The sequence below is a fragment of the Pirellulales bacterium genome (genome assembly GCA_019636345.1).
GTDB lineage: Bacteria > Planctomycetota > Planctomycetia > Pirellulales > Lacipirellulaceae.
Genome location: JAHBXQ010000001.1, coordinates 815,719 through 839,322 on the forward strand (window position 1 = coordinate 815,719; position 23,604 = coordinate 839,322).

Consider the following 23,604-nt stretch of genomic DNA (forward strand, 5'->3'; position numbering starts at 1 on the left):
GGGACGGCTCTCGCCAATCGTCGCGGTCCTTACTTTTTCTCAGGATCGACCCACTTCAACTCAACCTTGTGATTGAGCTTGAGCGACGCCTGTTGCCCGGCTTCGGTGACTTTCATGTCGAGGTTTTGGCTGATGACGGAGCTCTGCATCCGGCCCGCTTTGCGGTTGAAGAGGATCTCGCCTGCGGAGTCTTGCTTCACGATCTCGATCGTGCCCGACTCGCCCCCATCGCCGAATTCCATTTCCATCGAGGGGATGAACACTTCGAGCGTGTCCCCCTCGACCTCGCGGGGGCCTTTGTAGCGGTAGGTCGTTTCGACCGACTGCTTGCCGATGGCGGGGTTGGCCATCTCGACTTTGGTGGTCCAGATTTCGCCGTCCTCGAGCTTGGCCGGCAAGGCGAGCGACCCTTGCCGCACGAGGTTCTTGAACCCTTCTTTGGTCCCGAGATCGCCGAGGAGCTTGTTCGCGCCGGGCGCCGTTTGCAGGGCCTGGATGAGCTCCTCGGGGACCTCCACGTCGGTGATCTCGCCACGGGGGGTCATCGTCACCTCGAATTCCGAGGAGGTGAGGGCTTTGAAGATCGGTTCCAACAACGCCCCCTGCGGGCCGGGCATCGGGGTCTCGGCCGCCGAGTCGAACTTCATCTCCTGACCCGCGGAGTTGATCTTCATCTGCATGCGATTGATGCGCTGCGTGACGACCGCGGCGCCGTCGGCCTTGAGCGAATCGACCGCCCAGGTCATGTCGATGTCTTGCGCGATCGTGCTGACCTGATCTCCGGCGCCCATGTTGATCGTCATCGTCATGTTCTGAAGCATCTGGTAGTGATGCACGTCTCCCGCAGCGAACTTCCAGACGAGCGGTTCGGCGGCGCGGGCCGTCGAGACCAGGACGAGGCACGCCGCGAGAGTCGCTCCGCTGCAGATGGCGACGGGGCCGCGGAAGTGGCGAGAACTGAACATGATCGAATCCTTGACGGCGGTGATGTTCGGAAGTGCGCCCGTCCCGGGGCGCAGGAGTCGAATGGTGCGCAGAGCCGCAGCGCCCTGCATTATGCGCGCTTCGCCCGGGTCGGGAAAAGCGTATGCGCCGCCGGCGCGGGCATTTTCGGCCCTTTGCCCGGCGGCGGGGCCGCGACATTCGCCGGACGGGATGCTCAGATCGCGACGCTCTCGCCGGGGGCGAGCACGACCGGATCGGCGGCGGTCTGCTGCCGCACCCGCTCGGCCCATTTGGCCCCGTCCTGGGCGATAGGGGGCCAGGTGTCGTAGTGGCAAGGGACGACGCGCTTGGCCCCCAGAAGTTTGATCGCTTCGAGCGAATCGCCGGGGCCCATCGTGAACAAGTCGCCGATCGGCAGCACGGCGAGGTCGAGCCCCCCCATGCCGATCAGCTTCATCTCGAGAAACGGCGCCGTATCGCCGGCGAAGTAGAGCCGCTTGTCGCCGGTCTCCAGCACATAGCCCCCGGCCGAGCCGCCGTAACTGCCGTCGGGGAGGCTCGAGCTGTGGTGGGCGATCGTCATTTTGGCCCGGCCGAACGGCAGATCGACTCCTCCGCCGATGTTCATGCCGACGACCTTGGCGTCGGAGACCCCCTGCTTGACGAGCCACTGCCCGATTTCAAAGTTGGCGAGCGTCGTCGCCCCGGTCCGGCGGGCGATCGCCGCCGCGTCGGCGACGTGGTCGAAGTGGGCGTGCGTGAGCAGGATGAAATCGGCCGCGACGTCCGCCGCCTTCACCGGCGCCGCGGGGTTGTCGTCGAGAAACGGGTCGACCAACAGGACATGCTCGCCGGTCTCCAACGAGAAGCAAGAATGGCCGTACCAGGTGAGTTTCATAGCGGACTCTCCGGCGATTCGTTTCAAGCGGATCGATTACTGAGGCGAGGAATTCAAGCAGCGAGCGGCGCGGGGGCGCTAGGCAAGGGGACTGCGGGACAAAGGGACAATCGACCAGAGTTGCGAGACGTTTCGATCAGCACCACATGCCTTGACCGTCGCTTTCCGCCCTTTGCGCCTTCGTGATTGCCACTTGTCCTACGCTCGGAGGATTGCATTCATGTTGTTCTTGTAGGCCTCGACCCCGGGTTGACCGTAGGGGTTGACGCCGATCAGGCGGCCTTCGACCACCGTGGCGAGCATGAGCATCTGGAACAATTGCCCGAGGGCGTGTTCATCAAGCCGCGGCAGGTGCAGGTCGGCGGTCGGGCGATTGTCGTCGCGGTAGGCCTGATTCGTCCCCTTCGTGGCCGCGTCGAGCACGTCGGGGATCGTCTTGCCGGCCAGTTGGTTGAGCTTGTCCTGGTCAAGGTCGCTGGCGCCGATCGCCAACGGCTCGCGCGTTCCCCGCTTGACGATGACGTTGGTGATCAGTTTGTCGCGTTTGCCCTCTTGGTGTTGCTGGCCTCGGCTGTGGAGATCGCGGGTGTTGACCACGGTCAGCGGCATCGCCCCTTGCTCCTGCTTGCCGAGGCTTTCGGACAGGAGTTGGTCGTACCAGAGCCCGACCGCTTCGAGCCGCTTGCCCCAGGTCGACAACAGACGGACGTCGCAGCCGCGCATGGTCTCCATGAGATGGCACACCCCGACGTACTGCAGCACGACGTTCGACTCGGGGCCGCAATTGCGGAAGTGTTCGTTCATCGCCACGGCGCCTTCGAGGAGTTTCACCACGTCGAGCCCCATGACCGCCGCGGGCAACAGCCCCACCGCGCTGAGGACGGAGAACCGCCCCCCCACCCCGTCGGGAACTTCGTAGATCTCGTCGCCCGGGCAGCCGAGCGCCTGGGCCAGATCGAACAGCTTGCCGCTCGTGCCGGTCACAGGGACGACCAACTCGGCGAGCTTCTTGCCGTCGCCGCCGCACGAGTCGCGCAAAGTTCGCACGAGCACGCGAAACGCGGCGGCCGTTTCCAGCGTGCCGCCGCTCTTGCTGATGACGACGATTCCCCAGCGGTCGTCGACGCCGGTCGCCTGAGCGCCGCGGCCCACGAGGTCGAGCAGCCCTTGCAGGGCGTCGTTGTCGACGTTGTTTCCCTCGAACGAAATCCGCGGTCTGCCGCCCCGTGCCGCCCGCGGCAGCTCGTTGTAGTACGGGTGGCAGCATGCTTCCAACAGCGCCCGCGCGCCCATGTAGCTGCCGCCAATCCCCAAAACGATCGCGCGGTCGACCGTCGCGGCCAGCCGATCGGCCGTCGCCTTGATCCGGCCGACCTCGCTCGCGGCGCCGTTGGTGCGATAGTCGTTCAGCAGCCGTTCGGGGAGTTCGTGGAACCCCGCGTCGAGCGGCTGCTTGGCCGGGGGAGGTTCGACGCCGTCGGCCCAGATCTGGGCGTCGGCGAGGACCTCGTCGCGGGCCTCGTCCAGCCGGGCGGCGATCCGGCCGATGTCGGCCGGCGTGATTCCGTGTTCAGGCAGAAACACCCCGGCGGGGTCGTAGGAAATGAGCTCGTGAGTCACGGTCGCGGTCCTCAGTCGTGTGTGCGAAGTGTTCTTGCCATGCTCCCGATGCGTCGGGAGCGAGCCCATTCCGCCGCGCCCTCAATCCTCCCCGAGATCGCTTGGGCCGCAAGGGGCGAATGTCGCAGGCGTCGGGGCGCGTCGTTCGGCGGCAGCCCCTGCCGAGCGGGGTGAGATCGGGTTAGGATGACGGGCCCCGTCGCGGCCCTGCGCCGCCGCCCCGGCGACCTGGGAGGTCGCGGCTTGTGGGGCGACCCTGAATTTTCTCCGATCCCTCCCCTTCCCCGCTTTCCTTCCGCAGCCATGGACATTCACTCCCTCACTCGCCAACTGTTCACCAAGAACGATTCGAAGATCGTCATGTACGTCGGCGACGGGCTGGGGGGGCTGCCGCAGCAGCCGGGGGGGCTCACCGAACTGGAGACGGCCCAGACGCCGAACCTCGACGCGTTGGCCCGCGAGGGGGTCTGCGGCAGCAGCATCCCCGTGGCTCCGGGGATTGCCCCGGGGAGCGGGCCCGGGCACTTGGGGCTGTTTGGCTACGATCCGGTGACGTACCTCATCGGTCGTGGCGCCCTCGAAGCGACCGGCATCGGGTTCAAGCTGGAGCCGGGGGACGTGGCCATCCGGGCCAATTTCTGCACGATCGACGCTGCGGGAAACATCACGGACCGCCGCGCGGGGCGAATCCCCAGCGAAGAGAGCGCCCCGCTGGCCATCCGGTTGCGCGAGGTCAAGATCCCCGGCTACGAGGTCTTCGTCGAGCCGGTCAAGGAGCACCGCTTTGTGATCGTGCTTCGAGGGCCGGGGCTGCAAGGGAACGTTCACGACACCGACCCGCAAGCGACCGGCGTCCCGCCGCTCGACCCCGTGGCCGCCGACGCCGGCAGCCAAAAGACCGCCGACGTACTCAAGGAGTTCATGAATCAGGCTCGCAAGCTGTTGGCCGGCGAGACCAAGGCGAACTGCTGCACGCTGCGGGGCGTCGCCGGCAAGCCCGACCTGCCGAGCTACGAAGAGGTCTACGGCCTAAGAGCGGCCGCGATCGCCGTGTACCCGATGTACAAGGGGCTCGCGCAGCTTGTGGGAATGGACGTCGTCGGCGACGCGCACACGCTCGACGAGCAGATGGACGTACTCGAAGCGAACTGGGCGAAGTACGACTTCTTCTTCATCCACTTCAAGTACACCGACTCCAGCGGCGAGGACGGCAACTTTGATCTCAAGGTCCGGCGGACCGAGGAGTACGACGCCGCCGTGCCGCGGATCATGGCGCTGAAGCCCGACGTGTTCATCGCCACCGGCGACCACAGCACCCCCAGCATGCTGGCGAGCCACAGCTGGCACCCGGTGCCGACCTTGCTGTGGGCGAAGCACTGTCGCACCGACCGCTGCGAGAGCTTCGGCGAGGCGGAATGCCTGCGCGGCGGCTTGGGGCAGTTCGAGGCGAAGCACCTGATGACGCTCGCCCTGGCCAATGCCGGACGACTGGGGAAGTACGGAGCGTAACGACCGCGCGCTGCGATTGTGCGGGGCGAGCTCGCTGATCCGCTGCTCCGACAGGCTCAAGGATCCGTCGCGGCGGTCAGGATGATCTCGAAGCACGTCGCAAACTCGCTGCGTGCAGGCAGCGACGCGGTCGGGACCTTGATTACGAGCGCGTCGTTCTCCTGCGACCAGTCGAGCGGTTCGTCGCCGCCCGCCAGACGGACCTTGACGATTTTGCGCTGCAAGAGCCCCGCTTTGTTACCCAGCGAGGCGATCGTCGCCGTCTCGCCGGGACGACCCATCGCGAACGCGAAGACCGAATCGCCGCGGGCGACGAACCGATAATCGGCCGCCGTGAGCGGCTTCCCCTTCCCTTCGTTGAATCCTTGGGCGCTCAACTCGGCGGTCTCGTCCATCGCGGGACCCTCGCCGAACACGATCCACGGCCGGGTGCCGTAAATCGCTTTGCCGTTGACGGCCGTCCACTCGGCGATTTCTTCGACGATCGCCCGCTCCTGGTCGTCGATCGTTCCGTCGGAACGCACGGGGACGTTCAGCAGCAGATTGCCGTTCTTGCTGACGATGTCGATCAGCATGTGCACGACTGAATGCGCCGATTTGTAGCGGCGGCGATTGTAAACGTCGCGATTGTAGTGCCAGTCGCCGATGCAGGTGTCAGTCTGCCACGGGAACGGCTCGATGCGGTTGCTGTGGCCCCGTTCGATGTCCCAAATCATGCATTGCCGCTGCTGCTGATCGAGGATCTTGCCGCACAGGACCGCTTGCAAGCGGCCTTCGCGGCGGGCCATGTTGCGATTGTAGAAATGCGCGGCGATCGTCAGTCCCGCGTCGCTCGCCGGCCAGAGGGGGAGCGCCGTATCGTCGAAGTACAGCAGGTCGGGATCGTGCTGATTGATCAGATCGACCGTGCGATTGTAGAAACGCTGGCAGTACGCGGCGTCAGGGACGCTGCCGTCGCCGGTCCAATTCCAGCGACCGTGAATCTTGTTGAGATCGGCGAAGTCGCGGCTCGGTTCGTGAGCTTGTTCGTACAGGTCTTGCGGATCGAGTCCGTCCCACCACGTTCCCTGGCCGTCGGACTTGCGCAATCGGCCGTCGTACGGGACGCCCGCCTTGGAGCCGGTTGCATCGGCGCCTTGCGCCGTCTCGTACCACAACCAAGCGTGGGCCGCGTGGACCGTGACCCCGAATCGCAAGCCCTGATCCCGCGCCGCCCGGGCCCAGCGGCCGACGAGGTCCTGCTTCGGCCCCAACGCGACCGAGTTCCACGGCTGGTGCTTGCTGTCCCACAGATCGAAGTTGTCATGGTGGTTCGCCATTGCGACGAAATACATGGCGCCGGCCCGCTTGTAGAGCGCGACCAATTCCTCGGGGTTCCAGCGTTCGGCCTTCCACGAGCGGATGACGTCCTTGAATCCGAATTCGCTGGGATGACCGTAGTTCTTGAGGTGCGACTCATACTGCCAGTGTCCCTGCGAATACATGTGCCGGGCGTACCAGTCTCCCGCCTCGGGCGCGCACTGCGGCCCCCAATGGGCCCAGATGCCGAACTTGGCGTCGCGAAACCAATCGGGAGCTTCGTATGCGGCCAGCGACGACCAGGACGGGCTGAACGGACCGGACGCCATCGGTTCCGATTCCGTCGAGACGCGATGCGGCGGTTCGACGTCGGCTTGCTCCGCCCGCGACGGCTGCCATGCGGCCAGGCCAGTGACTGAAAAAGCTGAGATGACGACGAGGGCTTGCCGTTGCAGGGAGTGAATGGTCACGCGAGTCTCCAAGTGTCTTCAGTCGTAGGTGGTCGTCGTGGTTGTTTGCGCCGGTGTCGAGGGCGTGATCGAGGATCGCTGAAGGGAAGGCATTGGGATTTTCCGGACCGCGTGGCGGTTCGGCTAGGGGGGCCGGCCGGCGGCGTTCTTCCGGCTGAAAATTTCTTGTCCCCTATCCTTCCCCCGTCATTGCCGCCGCCGTCTCCGCGGTGATCGCCCAGGCTTCTTTTCCCAGGGTATGCATCTGGTCCGCTTGACCGGAACTGAGGATGACTTCGACCTCGCCTGCCCGGCAGCGGGGGCATCGGTGGAGCGTGACCGCGCAGCGAGCCGTCAGCTTGTATCCCAGCTTCTCGGTCGTGCCGTGCGTCTTGAGCAACTCTGCCGCGCGGGTCCCGTCCCCCGCTTCGCTGGCGGTGCGCAACTCCTCCACGAGCTTCTGTGCGTTGGTGAACTCCGTCTCGATCGACTTTTCGTACTCCATCCGTTCCAGGGGGGCCATGCGTTTGGTCTTCTGCACCGGGACCCCTGCGGGGAGCACGCCCAGGGACTTTCGCCGAGTGTATACGGCGCAGTTTTCGCAGTAGTGCAACGTCCGCAGGATGAGCGGGATGAGAATCGCCCCGCCGACGAAGCCCAGGATCTCCAGAGCGCGGATCCCGTAGCCCCACGCCCCGAACGGCTTGCCGAAGCCCCCTTTGCCGTCCTGCCTCGCCATGCTGCGCGTCGCTTGGTCATAGTACTCGAAGAAGGTCGGAGGCCGGATGAACCCGGCCGGCAACTGCTCGACGAGTCGAATCGCGGCGCGATATTCCTGACGCTGAGCGGCCCAGTACGCCATGGTTTGCATGACGAGGATGATTGCGATGAGCGCTTTTCCCGCCTTGGCGCCGGAACGCCAGGAGCCAATCCCGTACCCGCTCCCTGCCAGCAGGCCGACGGCGATCGCCCCGGCGGGGATGACGAGGTTGACGTAGAACCCCATCGGTTCGAACCCCTCGAACCGACCCTGCAGCCAGCGAATCGCCCCAAGCGTCGCCACGGTCGAGGCGAATCCCCACACGAGCACGGACGTGCCCGGCCAGCGCCCGCTGGGGCCGACCGCCGCGTCGACGGGAGTCGCGGCTTCGCCGTCGGTCGAGGTAGCGTCAGGCGGCATCGGAGATATCTCCTCCAGACAAGACGTTCGGTCGCAAGAACAGTTCGCTGACAACCAGTCTGACCAGGCCTGCGCCGCCCGAGTTGACAGGGCAAGCCCTCTCGAATCGCGAGGCGTAAGCCCGCGGAACTTGCCACGGACTACTCCTGCCGGAGGCCTTTGCGACGCATGCCGCCGTCCGGGTCGCTGGTATTCTCCGCGAAGCCGCTGTTCGTGTCACGAATCCCTGGCGGCCCGCTGGGCAGGTTCGTGGGGAAACGTCTCGCTCCGAAAAAAAGGGAGGTCCGGCCAGAAACACTCTTGCTCTTGGTACTGTACGTCGATATAGTACTCAGGTGTACAGTATTCGCTGCGGCTGAGCCGCGGGGCCGGCCGATGTTTCCCCGTCTGTTTTTCTGCTACAACCAGGGGCTCACCGATGGTTACCTCCACCGCCGCTGCGAGAAACGGGATGGCAAAGAAGGACAAGAGCACGGGCCGCAAGGGGGCCGAGGGCGCCAAGGGGGGGGCCGGGAAAAAGGCCGGCCCCGCCACGCCGGCCGACAGGATGCTCGAAGCGAGCCCCGAACTGAAAAACACCGTCGCGGCGATCGAAAAGCAGTTTGGCGAGGGGTCGATCATGCCCCTTGGCGCCGACAAGGTGCGGCGGATCGAGGGGATTTCCACGGGGAGCCTCTCGCTCGACATCGCCCTGGGGGGGCAAGGGATCCCCAAGGGGCGGATCATCGAGATCTTCGGCCCGGAATCAAGCGGCAAGACGACCCTTGCGCTCCATGTGATCGCCCAATCGCAGAAGGAGGGGGGAATCGCCGCGTTCATCGACGCTGAGCACGCCCTCGATCCCAGTTGGGCCAAGAAGTTGGGGGTCGACTTGGAGACGCTCCTGGTGAGCCAGCCGAACAACGGCGAAGAGGCGATGCACATCACCGAGATGCTCATCAAGTCGAACGCCGTCGACGTGATCGTGATCGACTCGGTCGCCGCCCTGGTTCCTAAGAAGGAACTCGACGGCGAGATCGGCGATTCCCACGTCGGGCTCCAGGCCCGGCTCATGAGCCAGTCGATGCGCAAGCTGACCGGAGCCATCGCCAAGAGCAAGACGAGCGTCATCTTCATCAACCAGATTCGCGAGAAGATCGGCGTGATGTTCGGCAGCCCTGAGACGACCCCCGGGGGCCGAGCGCTGAAGTTCTACTGTTCCTGCCGGATCGACGTCCGCCGGATCGGGCAACTCAAAGACGGCGAGGAAGTCGTCGGCCAACGGGTCCGCACGAAGGTCGTCAAGAACAAGGTCGCTCCCCCCTTCCGCGTCGCCGAGTTCGACATGATGCACACCGACGGCATCAGTTACGAAGGGGACGTCCTGGATCTGGGAATGGAGAAAAAGGTCGTCGGCCGAACCGGCGCGTGGTTCCGCTACGGCGAGATGCAACTGGGGCAAGGCAAGGAGAAGGCCCGGCTGTTCCTCAAGGAGAATCCCGCGATTGCCGAGGAGATCAAGCAAAAGATCTTCGAATCGGGCGGGCTCGACGACTTGATGACCGTCAAAGGCCCCGTCGGAGGGGAAGACGGCGAGGACGATGCTGCCGAAGGGGACGACTTTTAGGATCACGGCGTCCCTGATCCAACCCCTGTCAGGGACCGGAGCCGCGCCGCCCCCTCATTTCCCAGGGCGTCCCCTGCGAACCGCTGGTCGACTCTGTGCGTAATATCCTCGACGTGCGTATCATGTGCGCCGCCGGTGCGCTTGGCATGGTAGCTGTCTTGGACTACTGGGCCGTTGGAGTCGTCCGCAATGCCGCACGCTTGTTGCCATCGAGGGGACGGACTGCGCACTCGGCAGATGGTACTGCTGGGAATGTTGATCGCACTTGCTTGCGTCCTGCCGTCGGCAGCGGTTGCCGACGAGGCGGACGAGCCCGCCCACGTCGGGCTGGGCGAGTCCTTGGTTCGCGAAGCGGCCGAGTACGGCTGGCGAAATTGGGTGCGTCAGCGGGTCTTACGACCGGCTGACGACGAGCGGTTCGGCCTGACCTTGGACGAGGGTTGGCAGAAGCGCGACTCGGCGTTGCCGATCGTCGTGCTCGTCCATGGGTTCAACTCGACCCCGCAGCGCAACGACGCCGTTCTTGAGCCGATCCGGGAGGCCGGTTTCCCTTGCGCGGGATTTTCCTATCCGAACGACCACTCGCTGGGCGAGTCGGCCGCGCGGCTTTCCCGGGCGCTCAAAGACCTCGCCGCGATGAACGCCGAACGGCGGGTTGTCCTGGTGACGCACTCGATGGGGGGACTTGTCGCCCGGGCTTGCGTCGAGGACCCTGCGCTCGACCCCGGCAACGTCTCGCGGCTGATTCAGATTGCTCCGCCCACGCACGGCACGCTGCTGGCTCACGCGGCCGTGGCGACCGACGTGTGGGAGCACTGGTTGGGGCGCAATGCGGGCGGGGCCTGGACACGGTGGCGCGACTCGGTCGTCGACGGCCTGGGCGAGGCGGCGGACGATCTCGTGCCCGGTTCGCAGTTCTTGACCGCTCTCAACGCCCGACCGCGGAACCCGCAAGTGAGCTATTCGATTCTCCTGGGAACGGCCGCCACAGTGAGCGAGGGAGAAATGGACTGGCTCAGAACGGCGGTTTCCAAAACCGGCGGACGGATGCCCGGACTGCGAACCGCCACGGGAAAGCTGGAACAATTGCTTGCCGATATGGACGAACTGGTTGAGGGCAAGGGAGACGGCGTCGTGGCCGTCAAACGGGGGCGACTGGAAGGGGTCGACGACGTCACGGTGCTCGTCTTCGGCCACCTGACCTGCACAGGGGGCGAGTGCGAAGACGGCGACTGCGTCCGCCGCGAGGTGCTGGCGCGCGTGCAGTAGCGACCGAGACGCAGGCGTCCGCTCCCAAGGGTCGACTGGTTCCGAGCTTCGAGTGAGTTCGCGAACCTTGCTCGCCGCCGCAGCGACGGCGCCGCTACGCTCGGCTGGGATCCGGAAGCATCGACTCGCGACGTTCTCCTTCCTCGCTGGTTTGCCACACGCGGCCTGTCTGGGGCTCGAACGCAGTCAGCCAGCCTCCGCCGTGGCAGTAGGTGTCGATGCACACCAGATGGCCGAGGTTCAGAATACGGCCCTGTTTGTTGGCCGTGTGGCCGACGACGGCCATCTTGCCCGAGCGGTGCCGACCGGGCGTGTGCCACTTCAGCGATTGCCACCGCAGATCGGGCCAATACTGACTGTTCAGCGGCATGCGTTCGACGTAATTGCCGTGGCAGTAGAACTCGTCCTCCGTTTCGTGCACGTCTCTCCAGGTGCGGATGAAAGCGACGTGAGCGTCGTTGACGGCGTTGACGCCGGCCCCCTTGCCGTAGGAGTCGAGCGTCTCGGCCCCGCCGTATCGCAACCATTCTTGAACCGGCATCAGCCCTTCGAGCGCGTCGAGCAACATCTGCTCGTGGTTTCCCAAAATGCACACGAGCCGGCATCGCTTGCGCAAGGCGAGCAGTTGCTCGATCACGCCGCGGCTGTCGGGGCCGCGATCGATCGTGTCGCCTAGCATGACAAGCGTGTCGGCCGGTTCGGGGTGAACCATTTCCACCAAGGCGGCCAACGCCGTCGCGCAGCCATGAACGTCGCCGACGGCGATCGTACGTGCGGGGGAGTCGGCAGCGGGGGAAGGCACGGCGGGCTGAAGCCAGGGCGAAGACAAGCGATGAATGCGGAACGGTCGACGAGTCGGCGATCGCGGGAGTCGCCGCCACGGGAGGCCGCGGCGGTTGATTGTTTCTTGCGAGTCGCGGTTGAGCAAGTCGCCGTCCGGGGGCGAATTGACATTCCCCCCTGCGGCGATAGGATGAACGACCAGAGCGGCCTGCGTCCACCCAAGTGCAAGGGCCGCTTGAGGTTCCAACAACTTTGGCGGCGTCGGCGGGACATCTCGCAACGCCCCGTTTGCAGGAGGTCGCCAGACGACGATGGCCAGTTCCGCCCCCCAGCCGATCACGCAGCTTGAGCACGCCCGCGCCGGTCACGTCACCCCCGAGATGGAGTACGTGTCAAAACGCGAGGACCTGCCGGTCGACACGGTGCGCGAAGAGGTGGCCGCCGGGCGGATGGTCATCCCGGCCAACACGGTGCACGCGGCCGGGCGGCTCGAGCCGATGGCAATCGGCATCGCGGCTCGCTGCAAAGTGAACGCCAACATCGGCAACTCGGCCGTCACCAGCGACATCGGCGGCGAACTGGAGAAGCTCCACACGGCTGTCCACTTTGGCGCCGACACCGTGATGGACCTGTCGACCGGAAAGAACATTGACGCGATTCGCAAGGCGATCATCGAGGCCTCGCCGGTGCCGATCGGCACCGTGCCGATCTACCAGATGCTCGAGGAGCTGGGCGGCGAGATCGAGGAGATGCAGCCGCAGCACTTCCTGGACATGGTCGAGCATCAGGCCAAGCAGGGGGTCGACTACATGACGATCCACTGCGGGGTCAAGTACGAGCACTTGCACCTGACGACCAATCGCGTCACGGGGATCGTCAGCCGCGGCGGCTCGTTGATCGCCAAATGGATGATGGCTCACCGCAAGCAGAATCCGCTCTACGACCACTTCGACGATCTGTGCGACATCATGCGGCAGTACGACGTCACGTGGTCGCTAGGGGACGGACTGCGGCCGGGCTCGTTGGCTGACGCGAGCGACGAGGCCCAGTTTGCCGAACTCGACGTGCTGGGCGAACTGACTCGGCGCGGCTGGGCTCGCGGCACGCAGGTCATGGTCGAGGGACCGGGCCACATCCCGATGAACGAAGTGGCGATGAACGTCGAGCGGCAGATCGAGGTTTGCGACGGGGCCCCGTTTTACGTCTTGGGGCCGCTGGTGACCGACTTCGCTCCGGGGTACGACCATATCACCAGTTGCATCGGGGCGGCGCTGGCCGGCTGGGCCGGGGCGGCCATGCTGTGCTACGTGACTCCCAAGGAGCATCTTGGGCTCCCTGAGCGAGAGGACGTGAAGCAGGGGATGATCGCCTACAAGATCGCCGCGCACGCGGCCGACATCGCCCGCAAGCGCAAAGGCGCCCGCGATCGGGACGACGCCCTGTCCAAGGCGCGGTTCGAGTTCGACTGGAACGAGCAGTTCCGGCTGGCGCTCGACCCGGAGACGGCGCGCCGGTATCACGACGAAACGCTGCCTCAGGATACGTTCAAGAGCGCCCACTTTTGCAGCATGTGCGGTCCGAAGTACTGCTCGATGAAGATCACCCAGGACATCCGAGAGATGGCGGCCAGCGGCGAGTTGGTGCGACTCGACGGGGCCGGCGCCAAGTAACGCCCCCCTGCCGTTGTGCCGAGAGAGGATTGCCACGGAGGCACGGAGGACACGGAAATTCAAAACGTGCTTCGAGTCTGTCGCGGCCAAGAAATAGCGAGGCGAGAGATGTTTGTCATGAAGTTGAAGAAGTTGCGGACTGTTGTCGGCATCGTCGTCGTTGCGGCGACGGTCGGGTGCGCCGAGGAGTCGACGCCCGAGTTCAACGCGGCGGGGCTGCCGACGGTCGAGATCAGCGTCCCGGGGATGATGTGCGAGAAGTCATGCGTGCCGACGGTGCGCGAGTCGCTCGCCGGCCGCCCGGGCGTGAAAGAGGTCCGCGTCGACCTCGCAACGAAGACCGCGACCGTGGCGATCGAGGCGGGGCAATTTGACGCCGACGCCGCGGTGGCGGATCTGCTTGATCAGGGGTTCGAGGAGACGAAGGTCGCCGACTCGGCGCCGAAGCTGGCGCCTCCGACCAACTGACTCAGGTGCGCCGGCATGTTGCAGTCGAATCGCTTCGTCTCGCGCTTGCCGGCGGTGCTGGCGGGGCTATTGCTGGCGCTGGGCGGGGCAACCCTCTGGCAATCGGAACAGTTGGCCAGCTTGGCGATGTTCTACGTCGGCGAAGAGCAGGTGCTGGGCCTTGAGAACGTCGTCCGGCTTCCTGACGGCGGAACGCTCTTGTCGAATCCCGGCGGCATGATCCGCTGGGTCATTCCCTTCTACGTCGCCGGATTGCTCCAGATCAGCGCGGCGACAACTCTTGGACTGCTCGCGCTTCGGCGAGGGGGCGATTGATCGCCCGCGTCATAGCTCCGCGAGCGCCTCGCTCTTCGGGTGATAGAACACCGCGATCGGCAACGTCAGCAGGGCGATGAACGCGAACATCGTGCAGCGGGGCCAGCCGCGGGCTTCGATGAGCGTCGCGAGTTGGGCGTAGAGGACGCCCGACAGGACGATGCCGACCCAGTTGGCGAGATTCATGACGGCGATCATCCGCCCTTTGCAGTTCTCCGGGGGGCGGGACTGCATGAAGACTTGCAACGGCACGGCGAACATGCCGGTGAAGACCCCGAGGGCGATCAACATGCTCCCGCTGCCGTAGTAGCCGAGCCACTGCCGCGTTTGTCCGACGCCGGGTCGGGTGACGAAATCGGCGAAGGTGATTTCGCCCGTACCGCCGCCGGTCGACGGTATCGCCAGGACCGTCAGGCAGGCCAACATGCCGACGGCGCCAATGCGCAGCACGCGGAAGTTGACTGCGTCGCCGGAGACGATTCCCCCCAGCCCTCCTCCCAAAGCGATGCCGACGCTGACGACCGCCAGCAAGTAACTGGTGTCTTTGGGACCGACGTACAGTTCGATGATGCCCAGGGCGTTTACGGCCGCGGGGACCATGCCGGCGAGCATCCAGAACAGGCTGGACACGACCACCGCGGCGAGCAGCGGCCGGTCGCGAGCCAGCAACCGACGCATGTCAGTCGGCACGGTCAGGGCCGAGAGTTCGAACTTGAGCGTCGGATTCGCGATCGGCAGTTTGCGAACCCAGAGCGAGGAGATCGTCCCCAAGACGGCGATCGCGACGCATGCCGTCGAGCCGACCCAGAGCCGATCGCCGAAGTCTTCGATGAGGACGCCGGCAAGGAACTGGCCCAGGATGATCGCCATAAAGGTCGTGGTCAGCATGATGCCGTTCGCCCGGGGCAGGTCGCCGGGGCGGAGCATCTCGGGCAGAATGCCGTACTTGGCGGGACCGAAGAAGCCGCTTTGGGCGCCCATGAAAAACAGCACGACGTACAGGAACATCAGACTGCTGTCGCGCGAGTAGAGCCAAAACCCCACGGCGCCGGCGGCCATAACGGCGATCTCGGCGACTTTGCACAACACGACGATGCCGCGCTTGCCGTAGCGATCGGAGAGGTAGCCCGCGTAACCGGTCGTCAGAATAAAGGGCAGCGCAAAGACGACGTTTGCCAGCCCCTGCTTGTCGGTCAGCTTGCCCGGGTCGAACGCCCCCAGGGTCAAGAGCAGCGCGTACGGGGCGGCCGCGGGGGAGACGGCGGTGAGCACGAGCGGGCCGCTCAACAACCACATGGCCGTCATCGGCGCCGCTTCGCCCAAATGGGCAAGGGCCACTGGGACGATCGACAACAGCAACACAAGCTGCTTGAACAGGTTGTCGTTGAACGCGCCCAGGAACTGGGTGACGGTCATCCCCCAAAACGCCGAGTCTCGCGCAAGCGGCGGCAGCGAGGCGAATCTTGCATGGTCGGCCGGGCCGGGAGGGGGATCGGCGATCGGCTCGGCGGCGATTTCGGGGCTGCTCATGCGGGGGATTATCCGCGGCGCCCGGCATGTCCACAAGAGAAATCTTCCTTGGCTGCCGAGGCGAAGAAACCGCGAACCGCGGCGCCAAGTCGCATAGCAACGGCGATCGGCGAAACTCTGATTGAGACCGAGTTCAGGCGATCGGCTGCAAGGCGCTGGTCGTTCCGCTGACGAGAGCGTTGATGCGGACGAGAGCGGTCTTGTGCGATTGCCGGCCGGCCTTGAATTACCCGGGAGGATTTGGTCCCTTTTCAGCCAAGCGGGCCCTCACCTCAGGCAGCGGGTATTCGATGATCGGAAGGTCGAGCTTGGCAAGCTCTTTGAGTCGGCGCCAGCCGCGGGTGACCAACTGTTCGCGGTCGCGGACGAATGCGGGGTCGAGGGTTCGTTTGTCGAAGGGACCTTCCACGACGACTGCCGCAAAGTCGGGGTCGACGACGTACTGCGCCAGCGTCGGGTTGCAGCGCAGGTGGCGCTCGGCCGTGGTGTGGAGCACCTCGGGATCGAGCTGGCCGATGACGTACCGCATGTACAGATCGCTGTCGACCAACTCGGCGACGTCCTCGCCGCAGACCTCGCAGAGATAGCCTTCGTCGCACTTGGCCATAGAGGGCGCGTGATGGTCGGTTGTCTTGACTTCTAACAGCCGTGCGTCGCCCTTGCCGGACGGGCGTCGCTCCGGTTGATGACGTGCGTTGCTAAAGGCTACGTCCGCTGACAGGAGGTCGAGAGTTGCGGCGAGCGACCGAATTGTTACAAGCCCAGCACGTCCGCCATGCCGTACATGCCGGGCGGCTTGCCGACGAGCCACTTGGCGGCCAGGATGGCGCCGGCGGCGTAGCAGTCGCGGTTGCTGGCGGCGACCTTGAGCTCGATCGTCTCTCCCAGCATGCCGAATACGATCGTGTGCTCGCCGGGGTTGTCGCCGACGCGTACGGCGTGGTAGCCGATTTCGCCGCGGGAGCGGACCCCCGGACGACCCTCGCGGCCGTGGACGTGCGAGGTCAGCCCCATCGCCTGAGCGGCGATCTCGCCGAATTTCAGGGCCGTCCCGCTGGGGGCGTCCTCTTTGAAGCGGTGATGCCGCTCGATGATCTCGACGTCGACCCCTGCGGGGAGCGACTTTAGCGCCCCGCCGGCGATTTCGGTCAGTTTCATGACCAGATTTACGGCGGGGCTGAAGCTGGGGGCGTAGACCAGCGGAATCGTGTCAGCCGCCTGCTCGACGTAGCGTCGTTGGTCCGGCTCGAAGCCGGTCGTCGCCATGATGAGCGGCTTCTTGAACTCCAGACAGTGGGCGACGACCGCGACCGCGGCGTCGGGGACCGAGAAGTCGATCACGACGTCGGCGTCGCTCTCGCCGACGACCGACAGCGGCACGCCGATGTCGCCGATCCCCGCGAGGAACCCCGCGTCCTGTCCCAATCGCGGATGCGTGGCCGATTCGAGCGCGGCGACGATCTGCACCTCGGCGTCCAAGGCCGCCAGAGCGGTGACGCGCTGGCCCATTCGCCCTGCTGCACCGTGGATCGCGAGTTTCATGGCTTCATGCTCCTTGTGTCTTCGCGGCGGGGGAGGAACCGATCGTCAGCGGCAATGTCTCTGCTTGGCATTCTATCGCGCACGCGGCGAGTCGAACACTCGCCCGCGAAACGGGCGTGCAAGGTTCTGTCGGGCCCGTAACGCGGAGCTTGGCAGACCTTGCACTCGCGACTGTGGCAGGACGCTCGGCGAAAAGCGCCCCCTTCGCCAGCCGAGGGGCGGCGATCAGGGCGCGAGCGTCATCGCGTGGCGCCGAGCGACTGGGCTCGGCGCCGGTCGCGGTCGGCATTCGCAGATTTGCCGATCGCCTCCCACGCATCGGCCCGGCCGAGGAGGGCGTCGGCGTCGAGCGGATCGATCGCCAGGGCGTCGCTGTAGTCGGCGATCGCTTTGGACCACTGGCGGGCGCCTGAATAAGCGTCTCCCCGCAGGGTCAGCAAGCCGACGTCGCTGGCAAATTCCTCGAGTGCGGCCGAAACGTCGGCGATCGCTTCGTGCCAACGGCCCGCCAGGCAATGGAGCTCCGCCCGAACTTCCAATGCATCGGGGTCGGCGGGATCGATCGCGAGCGCCGCCGCGCAATCGGCCTCGGCGCCCCTTTGGTCGTCCTGGAGCAGTCGCGCCAAGGCCCGATGGGCGAGCGCCTCTTCATCGTACGGATCGGCGGCCAAAAGAGCGGTCAGAATACGCTCGGCGTCCGCGGCCCGGGGAGGTCGGGCCTGCAGGTGTCCGAGCGCCAAGGTGTAGAGTGCGTCTGCGTTGGACATCGACTCAAGCGCGCGAAGCCGGGCGCGATCCATCGCCTGTCGGCGCTCGGCATGACGCTGGGCGATCAACTCTGCGTCGTGCGTTTCGCCCGGTTGCGGCTGACCGGAGACGTGCGGACGGCGATGAACCCGCCGCGGCGTCTCGTCAGTCACGTGCGATTCCTGCACCGAGGGGAGCCACGCAGCAGGGTCGAGTCGGTAGAAGTCGGCCAGCACTTCGTACAACTCGGCATGTCGGCGTCGCAGCGCATGCGGCAGCTCGAAAAAGCACTCGGTCGACACGGCGAAGAACTCGGCCCGGTTCGAGGCGCCGTAGTGATCTAGCAGCGTCGGTTCTCTGCGACGGGCGCTGCCGGCGAGTCGCAGGAACTCGGATTCGGTGACTTCGTTCCAGCGCTCGACACGCGGGCGATCGCCGACTCCCGGCGCCCCGTCCATGGCGTCGACGAGTCCGTCGACGTGATGCGCCAGTTCATGCAGAACGACGTTGCGTCCCGGCGACCGGCCGGCGAGCTCGCGCCGAACCGTGGCCCACGACAGCAGCACCGGGCCGTGCTGAAAGGCGACCCCCTCGGCCGGGAAGTCGGGGAGCGCCGAATAGCGCGTCGTTTGCTCGGGCGAGAAGCGAATGGTTCGTGGGTAAACGACGATCGTCGCCAGACGGTCGTAGAAGAACGGCTCGCTCTGCCCGCAGGCGAGGAGTCCTGCATGTCCGGCGACGGCGAGCTTCATGTCGTCGGTGATCTCGATCCCGGCCCCGGCCCAGTCCTTCTCGGCGACGAACACCGCGGCGATCTGGCGTACGCGCTTCTGCAGTTCGCTTGGCAAATGGACGTACTGCCGCACCATGGCGCGGAGCGTCGCTTCCCATTGCTGGGGAACGGGCGCCGCAAGCAGTCGCCGTCGCCGTCGCGAAGTCAGCCATCCGCCGAACATGCCGCTCCGCCTCCTCGGTTCGTCAAAAACCGCGGCCGTTGGTGAACCCCCCCTTGCGGAAGGTCGGCCGACCGGCGGATTCGCGCTGGCGATGCCGGATCGGCTCGCGGCGTTCCATGCCGCGGCGGGCCGACTGCCGCATCGCCTCGCCCGCGACGTCCACGAGGACGCGGAACAGCACGTGCGACATGTCGCTGTTGAAGATGTCGCCGATGCCCCCGGTGTTGCGCGGCGGCTGCTCGTGCCACAAGGGGGCGAACCGCTGATGCTGGCGGATGGCGCCCCACAGTTGCTCGGCCGAAAGCCGCCCGTCGAGAAACGCCTGCACGTGCCCCGGGGCGTCGAAGCGGGAGTCGAACGACGACCTTTGCGAGTCGAACTCGTTGCGCCGAAACTCCTGCAGCACCGACTGCAGCCCCGTCAGCTTGGCGTCCCACAACTGTCGCTCCTGGGCCAGGGTGCGTCCGCGACCCTGGACGTCGTCCAATTGGTCGTTCAGCCAGGTCAATTCCGCGACGATCGCGTCGTCCTTGCGATCGACCGTGGCCATCGACTCGCGTTTGAGCCGCGACGAGTGCATGTTGCACAGAAAGTCTTTCAAACGCTGGAGCGCCTCGCCGTAGAACTCGTTCTGGGTTCCGTCGAGCCGCAGGAGCTCTTCCTGGTGCTTCAGCAACCGATCTTGCTGGTCGGCGATCGCCTTGACGAGATCGTCGCGTTGGCTTCCCAGTTCCTGGCCGGTGCGCATCACTTCGGTCAGACCGATCTCGTCGCTGACCTTGTCCTCGATCGCTTCGACCTGCTCCATCAGTTGATTGAACTGGTCGCGGCGGCCTTCGACCTCTTTTGCGATCAGCTTGGGGGTCGTCTGCAGGAAGAGATAACTGCGGCGCGCAGCGGGGAAGTCGATCAGTTTGGCGACCCAGCGGTCCATTCGCTTGGCGATGCCCTCCCCCTTGTACGCCGGGGCGCCGTACCCCGCGTCGTAGAGGTACTTGAACAGTTTGCTGCCGTCGTACGACGGGAGCTTCTTCGCGGCTTCGGCGTTGATCTCAGCGACGCGGGCCTCGTTGCGCTCCAGTTCCTTTTCGGCCTCGATTGCGCGAGCCGAGAGGGTCGCGAATTCCTCGCTGCCGTGCAGGCGGTCGGCCAGCAGGGATTCCAGCCGATCGCGCTCGGCGACGATCTCGTCGAGTTCGTCGGTGACGCGCTTCAGTTCCGCCTCGCGGTGCTCGACCTCGCGTTCACACCCCGCAGCCAAGTCGTGCAACTCCTGCTGACGGCGTTGTTTGCGGGCGAAGACCTCGAGCAATTGGTCGCGGACGTCATGAAAGGTCCCTTGGATCGACCCGAGAGACATGTCGGGCAGGTAGTGCTTGGCGAGGTCGACGAGGGCTTCCCCCCGGCGATCGACGAACTCGTTCAACTTGGCGTCGAGCTCGCGCATGCTCGTGACATGGCCGTCGACCTGGCGACGGATCTGGTCGACGGCTCGCTGCAGCGAAATCCCGACGGCGGCGCCCGATTGGACGTTCATCGCTGCGCCTCCGGCCGGGGCTTGCCGGGGCAGCTTGCGGATCGCGCCGCAGCGCGCAACGGCAGGAAGGGGCGGCGCACCCTTGTCGTCAAGGCGGATCTCCCGGGTTGATGGTCGGTCACGGTTTCGTCAGCCCGGTGCGAGGGGGGATGCCAGCAAGCAGCGGCGGTCAAAGTCAGTTTTCCCAGGACGTGATTTGTCCCATCCGCGGCATGGGCTGGCCGTTCGCTCCGGGAAGTTCGATTTGCAGGTCCTGGGCGCCGCGCGCCTTCGTCCCGAACAGGGTTTCGTCCAACACGCCGTCGGCTTGCTTGTCTTGGCGAAGTCGCTCGAAAACGTCTTCGGGAACCTGCTCGGCCCAGCGGCTGGCGAGCACGGGCTTGCCTGTTTCGCGGTTGAGAACCGGCACGCGAACCAGGGCGCCCCGGGCGTCGCGGGCCTCGACGAACACGTAGTATCCCGACGTGCGACTGCCGGTTTCGTCGGTGAAGACGCGTTCGACCGCCGACGGTTCCCCCTCGCCCGACACGATGCGGAGCGTGTAGTCCTGCATGAGCGTCGCCGCCAGGGCGTCGACCTCGGCCAGCACCTTCTCGATCTGGTTGAAGTCGCGGCTCTCGGCCGCCGCTTTCGCCGTGGCGAGCGCGGCGGCGGCCTTTTCCTTGGCCGCGGCGTCGAGGGCGACGGCGTCGACCGCGGCGACCGCCTTCTCGACGGCCGACAGCCGCTCTCCGGCGATCATCGCATCGCGGCGGGCGCCCGGCAGCAGGCCGCCCCAGAACATGCTCCACAGAATCGCGGCCCCGATCGCCGCCGCGGCTGCAAGTCGAAAGATCGTCCGCCGCCGAACCCACACGTGGGCGACCCAGGTCCGCCAGCCCTGCTTCGGCTCGGCGAATTCATGGAGCCGGTCGTAATACTGTTCGACCGCCGCGTCCACCTCGGCCTCAGTGACGGGATCGCCGCTCACCCGGGCCGCCTCCAGCAGCCGTTCGCGCAGCTTCGCCTTGATCTCGTGGATGTTCAGTTGCTGCTCGACCAGCGCCCGTTCCTTGCGGAACGTCGTCGCCACGTCCATGATCCGCGACATCTCCTCCAGGCTCAGCTTGTCCGCTTCGGGGAGTTCGGCAAGCAGTTCCTGGACGGTCCGCAGGTCGGCCTCGTCGGGCGGAGCGGTTTGAATTTGCTGAGCGGACATGGCGATTGGCGCCAAGAGGGGCGAGTTCGGACGACACGAGCGGCCGGACCGCCAGTGTTGGCACGGCCGCGAAGCGTGGTAAGCTGAGTGACTCCGCCCATGCCCGCCGCTTCGTCGAGCGATTCGACGCGGCGTCCGGCGTGGTGCGGACGCCCAGTTTATCACACGCCCTTCTGCAATACAGCCGGCCGCCGTCCCGCGGGGAGTGCGCGGCAAGTCCCTCACTACCGGGAGCCCCGACCATGGCCGCCGAAGCCGTCCAGTCTCAACCCGCTCGTCCCGCATACGATCAGCAGTCGACCCACGCCAAGAAGGCCAAGGGGTATCTCGACAAGGCGGTCGACGTGCTTGAGAAGTTCGGGCTGAAAGACGCCGAGGCCCCCCCCGCGGAGTTGATCCGCTTGCTGGAGGAAGTGCGGCACGTCGACGAGGCGCGCGCCCTGGCGATCGCCAACACGATCAAATACATGAGCACCTTCAACCAGTTGGTGCGCGACAACGTCGAGAACATCAACGTGGGGAATCGCTATCTGGAGATCAGCCAGATGTTCGATTCCATCCGCGACGACTCGAAGAACCTCATCCACCAGCTCGACGACGGCAAGATCGGCGTCACCGAGAAGATCGCCAACCTGTGGATGCGGATTCGCCGCGGGTCCCCTGCGGCGCGGTTCGACAAGATCGTCGACGTGTACAAGGACGTCTGCAAAGACACCAAGGACCAGCTCGAGCGCGAGCAGACGATCATGGATGCGTACATCGACTTTCGCTTCGCGCTCAAGGAGGCGGAGATCTTGGGGCGCGAGCTCTTGGAAGCCCAGATGCCCCATCTGGACAAGGCGAAGCAGGCCCTGGCCGACGCCCAGCAGGCGGTCGACCAGTATCAGGGGGGAGACGCGAGCCAGCAGTCGCGACTGGAACTGGCCCGCGACGAGGCGAACACGAAGCTTCTCAAGGAAGACCGCACGTACCAGCTTCTCAAGGACATCGCCGAGAACCTGTCGATCGGCTACGACGTGGGCGAGACGCTCGTCACGAAGCTCAAGCAGACTCACGACGTGAAAGACCAAGTCTATCGTCGGGCGGTGACCTTCTTCACGACCAACGAACACGTCTTCACGATCCTGGGGACGGTCTACACCTCGCAGCAGGGACTCAACGAGGCGACCCAAAGCACCGAGGCGCTCAAGGCGGGGGTGAACAAATCGCTCGAGGACGTCGCCGACTTGGGGCGCGAGCTGGAACGGGCCGCGCTCAAGGCGGGCTACGGTTCGACGATCAGCCCCGAGTCGCTCGAGAAACTTGTCACGGCAATCAGCGACTACCAAGTCGAGTCGCTGCAGATGATCGCCGAACTGCGCAAAGAGAGCGAACACAACGCCAAGGAAATTCGCCGCGTCGTCGAGGCGGGGAAGAAGCGGTATCAAGAGACGCTGGAGAAGTTTGCGCGGGGGGAATAGCGTCACGTCGAGGGACGCGGAAGACACGGATTGGCTAGAATAGATATCGTCAGGACAGACCAACTTTCCAGCCAACTTGCGATACGCTGTCGCTGAGCCATTGCCAGTCATCGTGCTTACGGATCGGTGGGGCAGCGAGCCGCGAACTCGGCGGGGATGACGTACCCGAGCGATCTGTGCGGTCGGTGGTGGTTGTAATCCTCTCGCCAGGCGCGGGCTAGCGTTCTGGCCGCCGGCGTGGCGACCATCGCTGCGTTCAAGACTGATTCTCAGGGCTGGGGAGCGATGCAACCGACGCAGATTCACGGCTCTCAAGTGCATCCCAGGTTGGTCACGCTTCTGCGCTCCGCGCTTGGTCCCCTCTGATCGCCGCTGCTTGTGCGCTAGGGACGCGGAGTAGCCCATCGGGCCAATCCGATTCTGCGGGGGGTTCTTTGCAGGTTGCCATCCCCTTGACTAAACTACGACTGTTCGGTGACTTCGACGGGCAGCCCTTCCATTCTCTGTGACGACGTAACTACTACTCAACGCTTCACTAACGAGACGGGACCGACTGGCTAGCATCGTGACAATTCCCAGCCGTGTAGCAATGCTCTGAGAATCACTTCTCTTACCTCGTAATG

At 65.4% G+C, this 23,604-nt stretch carries 20 protein-coding genes; 7 read left to right on the top strand and 13 right to left on the bottom strand.

All coding sequences use genetic code 11. The features are described from left to right. Positions 1-29: 29 nt before the first annotated feature. From KF688_03135 to KF688_03145, 3 genes are all read right to left on the bottom strand, one after another. A complete protein-coding gene (locus KF688_03135; GenBank protein ID MBX3424653.1) occupies positions 30-965 on the bottom strand; it encodes a hypothetical protein in 936 nt (311 codons plus the stop codon). Positions 966-1,159: 194 nt separating this feature from the next. Continuing rightward, entirely contained in the window at positions 1,160-1,843 is a 684-nt protein-coding gene (locus tag KF688_03140; GenBank protein MBX3424654.1) for a metal-dependent hydrolase, read from the bottom strand. 198 nt (positions 1,844-2,041) lie between these two features. After that, positions 2,042-3,532, bottom strand: coding sequence for a glucose-6-phosphate isomerase (locus KF688_03145; protein ID MBX3424655.1), 1,491 nt, complete (start codon positions 3,530-3,532; stop codon positions 2,042-2,044). A 234-nt stretch (positions 3,533-3,766) separates the two neighbouring features. On the opposite strand from KF688_03145, the gene KF688_03150 reads away from it, so the two are divergent. After that, positions 3,767-4,972, top strand: a complete 1,206-nt coding sequence (locus tag KF688_03150; protein MBX3424656.1) for a 2,3-bisphosphoglycerate-independent phosphoglycerate mutase — start codon at positions 3,767-3,769, stop codon at positions 4,970-4,972. Positions 4,973-5,028: 56 nt separating this feature from the next. On the opposite strand, the gene KF688_03155 is transcribed toward KF688_03150, so the two are convergent. Then, positions 5,029-6,741 carry an alpha-L-fucosidase gene (locus KF688_03155; GenBank protein MBX3424657.1) on the bottom strand — a complete coding sequence of 571 codons (1,713 nt, stop codon included), beginning with the start codon at positions 6,739-6,741 and terminating at the stop codon, positions 5,029-5,031. A gap of 172 nt (positions 6,742-6,913) precedes the next feature. Beyond that, complete coding sequence (locus KF688_03160) at positions 6,914-7,900, bottom strand: hypothetical protein (GenBank protein ID MBX3424658.1); 987 nt, start codon at positions 7,898-7,900, stop codon at positions 6,914-6,916. A gap of 418 nt (positions 7,901-8,318) precedes the next feature. Here KF688_03160 and recA point away from each other — a divergent pair, with 418 nt between their 5' ends. Both recA and KF688_03170 read left to right on the top strand, forming a co-directional pair. Further along, positions 8,319-9,506: a recombinase RecA gene (gene recA, locus KF688_03165; protein MBX3424659.1), complete on the top strand. Its 1,188-nt coding sequence runs from the start codon at positions 8,319-8,321 to the stop codon at positions 9,504-9,506. 252 nt (positions 9,507-9,758) lie between these two features. Continuing rightward, positions 9,759-10,775: an alpha/beta fold hydrolase gene (locus KF688_03170; protein MBX3424660.1), complete on the top strand. Its 1,017-nt coding sequence runs from the start codon at positions 9,759-9,761 to the stop codon at positions 10,773-10,775. 94 nt (positions 10,776-10,869) lie between these two features. On the opposite strand, the gene KF688_03175 is transcribed toward KF688_03170, so the two are convergent. Then, entirely contained in the window at positions 10,870-11,577 is a 708-nt protein-coding gene (locus tag KF688_03175) for a serine/threonine protein phosphatase (GenBank protein ID MBX3424661.1), read from the bottom strand. Between the two features lie 292 nt (positions 11,578-11,869). On the opposite strand from KF688_03175, the gene thiC reads away from it, so the two are divergent. From thiC to KF688_03190, 3 genes are all read left to right on the top strand, one after another. After that, entirely contained in the window at positions 11,870-13,228 is a 1,359-nt protein-coding gene (thiC, locus tag KF688_03180; protein ID MBX3424662.1) for a phosphomethylpyrimidine synthase ThiC, read from the top strand. A gap of 117 nt (positions 13,229-13,345) precedes the next feature. Next, positions 13,346-13,696, top strand: a complete 351-nt coding sequence (locus tag KF688_03185) for a heavy-metal-associated domain-containing protein (protein ID MBX3424663.1) — start codon at positions 13,346-13,348, stop codon at positions 13,694-13,696. Between the two features lie 15 nt (positions 13,697-13,711). Next, the gene (locus KF688_03190) at positions 13,712-14,011 is read left to right on the top strand and encodes a hypothetical protein (GenBank protein ID MBX3424664.1); all 300 of its coding nucleotides are present in this window, start codon (positions 13,712-13,714) and stop codon (positions 14,009-14,011) included. 9 nt (positions 14,012-14,020) lie between these two features. Here the strand turns inward: KF688_03190 and KF688_03195 are convergent, their stop codons facing one another. From KF688_03195 to KF688_03220, 6 genes are all read right to left on the bottom strand, one after another. Continuing rightward, positions 14,021-15,541, bottom strand: coding sequence for an MFS transporter (locus KF688_03195; GenBank protein MBX3424665.1), 1,521 nt, complete (start codon positions 15,539-15,541; stop codon positions 14,021-14,023). 226 nt (positions 15,542-15,767) lie between these two features. Further along, the gene (locus tag KF688_03200; GenBank protein ID MBX3424666.1) at positions 15,768-16,148 is read right to left on the bottom strand and encodes a hypothetical protein; all 381 of its coding nucleotides are present in this window, start codon (positions 16,146-16,148) and stop codon (positions 15,768-15,770) included. Positions 16,149-16,294: 146 nt separating this feature from the next. Then, positions 16,295-17,083, bottom strand: a complete 789-nt coding sequence (gene dapB / locus KF688_03205; protein ID MBX3424667.1) for a 4-hydroxy-tetrahydrodipicolinate reductase — start codon at positions 17,081-17,083, stop codon at positions 16,295-16,297. 239 nt (positions 17,084-17,322) lie between these two features. Then, positions 17,323-18,786 (bottom strand): zinc-dependent peptidase, encoded by a 1,464-nt coding sequence (locus KF688_03210; protein MBX3424668.1) that lies wholly within the window; start codon positions 18,784-18,786, stop codon positions 17,323-17,325. Between the two features lie 22 nt (positions 18,787-18,808). Continuing rightward, on the bottom strand, positions 18,809-20,323 hold the full coding sequence (locus KF688_03215; protein ID MBX3424669.1) for a hypothetical protein: 1,515 nt from the start codon (positions 20,321-20,323) through the stop codon (positions 18,809-18,811). 175 nt (positions 20,324-20,498) lie between these two features. Next, complete coding sequence (locus tag KF688_03220) at positions 20,499-21,521, bottom strand: hypothetical protein (protein ID MBX3424670.1); 1,023 nt, start codon at positions 21,519-21,521, stop codon at positions 20,499-20,501. Between the two features lie 242 nt (positions 21,522-21,763). On the opposite strand from KF688_03220, the gene KF688_03225 reads away from it, so the two are divergent. After that, entirely contained in the window at positions 21,764-22,981 is a 1,218-nt protein-coding gene (locus tag KF688_03225; protein MBX3424671.1) for a cell surface protein, read from the top strand. Positions 22,982-23,097: 116 nt separating this feature from the next. Here KF688_03225 and KF688_03230 read toward each other — a convergent pair whose 3' ends face one another. Beyond that, entirely contained in the window at positions 23,098-23,241 is a 144-nt protein-coding gene (locus KF688_03230; GenBank protein MBX3424672.1) for an integrase core domain-containing protein, read from the bottom strand. Between the last annotated feature and the right edge of the window lie 363 nt (positions 23,242-23,604).

What these genes read in the sequence shown, in the direction of transcription:
- recA (MBX3424659.1), top strand. Translation starts at nt 8,319, where the DNA reads ATGGTTACCTCCACCGCCGCTGCGAGAAACGGGATGGCAAAGAAGGAC.
- KF688_03185 (MBX3424663.1), top strand. Translation starts at nt 13,346, where the DNA reads ATGAAGTTGAAGAAGTTGCGGACTGTTGTCGGCATCGTCGTCGTTGCG.
- KF688_03145 (MBX3424655.1), bottom strand. Translation starts at nt 3,532, where the DNA reads ATGGGCTCGCTCCCGACGCATCGGGAGCATGGCAAGAACACTTCGCAC.
- KF688_03215 (MBX3424669.1), bottom strand. Translation starts at nt 20,323, where the DNA reads ATGAACGTCCAATCGGGCGCCGCCGTCGGGATTTCGCTGCAGCGAGCC.
- KF688_03190 (MBX3424664.1), top strand. Translation starts at nt 13,712, where the DNA reads ATGTTGCAGTCGAATCGCTTCGTCTCGCGCTTGCCGGCGGTGCTGGCG.
- KF688_03225 (MBX3424671.1), top strand. Translation starts at nt 21,764, where the DNA reads ATGGCCGCCGAAGCCGTCCAGTCTCAACCCGCTCGTCCCGCATACGAT.
- KF688_03210 (MBX3424668.1), bottom strand. Translation starts at nt 18,786, where the DNA reads ATGTTCGGCGGATGGCTGACTTCGCGACGGCGACGGCGACTGCTTGCG.
- thiC (MBX3424662.1), top strand. Translation starts at nt 11,870, where the DNA reads ATGGCCAGTTCCGCCCCCCAGCCGATCACGCAGCTTGAGCACGCCCGC.
- KF688_03220 (MBX3424670.1), bottom strand. Translation starts at nt 21,521, where the DNA reads ATGTCCGCTCAGCAAATTCAAACCGCTCCGCCCGACGAGGCCGACCTG.
- KF688_03160 (MBX3424658.1), bottom strand. Translation starts at nt 7,900, where the DNA reads ATGCCGCCTGACGCTACCTCGACCGACGGCGAAGCCGCGACTCCCGTC.
- KF688_03170 (MBX3424660.1), top strand. Translation starts at nt 9,759, where the DNA reads ATGTTGATCGCACTTGCTTGCGTCCTGCCGTCGGCAGCGGTTGCCGAC.
- KF688_03140 (MBX3424654.1), bottom strand. Translation starts at nt 1,843, where the DNA reads ATGAAACTCACCTGGTACGGCCATTCTTGCTTCTCGTTGGAGACCGGC.
- KF688_03150 (MBX3424656.1), top strand. Translation starts at nt 3,767, where the DNA reads ATGGACATTCACTCCCTCACTCGCCAACTGTTCACCAAGAACGATTCG.
- KF688_03200 (MBX3424666.1), bottom strand. Translation starts at nt 16,148, where the DNA reads ATGGCCAAGTGCGACGAAGGCTATCTCTGCGAGGTCTGCGGCGAGGAC.
- KF688_03135 (MBX3424653.1), bottom strand. Translation starts at nt 965, where the DNA reads ATGTTCAGTTCTCGCCACTTCCGCGGCCCCGTCGCCATCTGCAGCGGA.
- KF688_03195 (MBX3424665.1), bottom strand. Translation starts at nt 15,541, where the DNA reads ATGAGCAGCCCCGAAATCGCCGCCGAGCCGATCGCCGATCCCCCTCCC.
- dapB (MBX3424667.1), bottom strand. Translation starts at nt 17,083, where the DNA reads ATGAAACTCGCGATCCACGGTGCAGCAGGGCGAATGGGCCAGCGCGTC.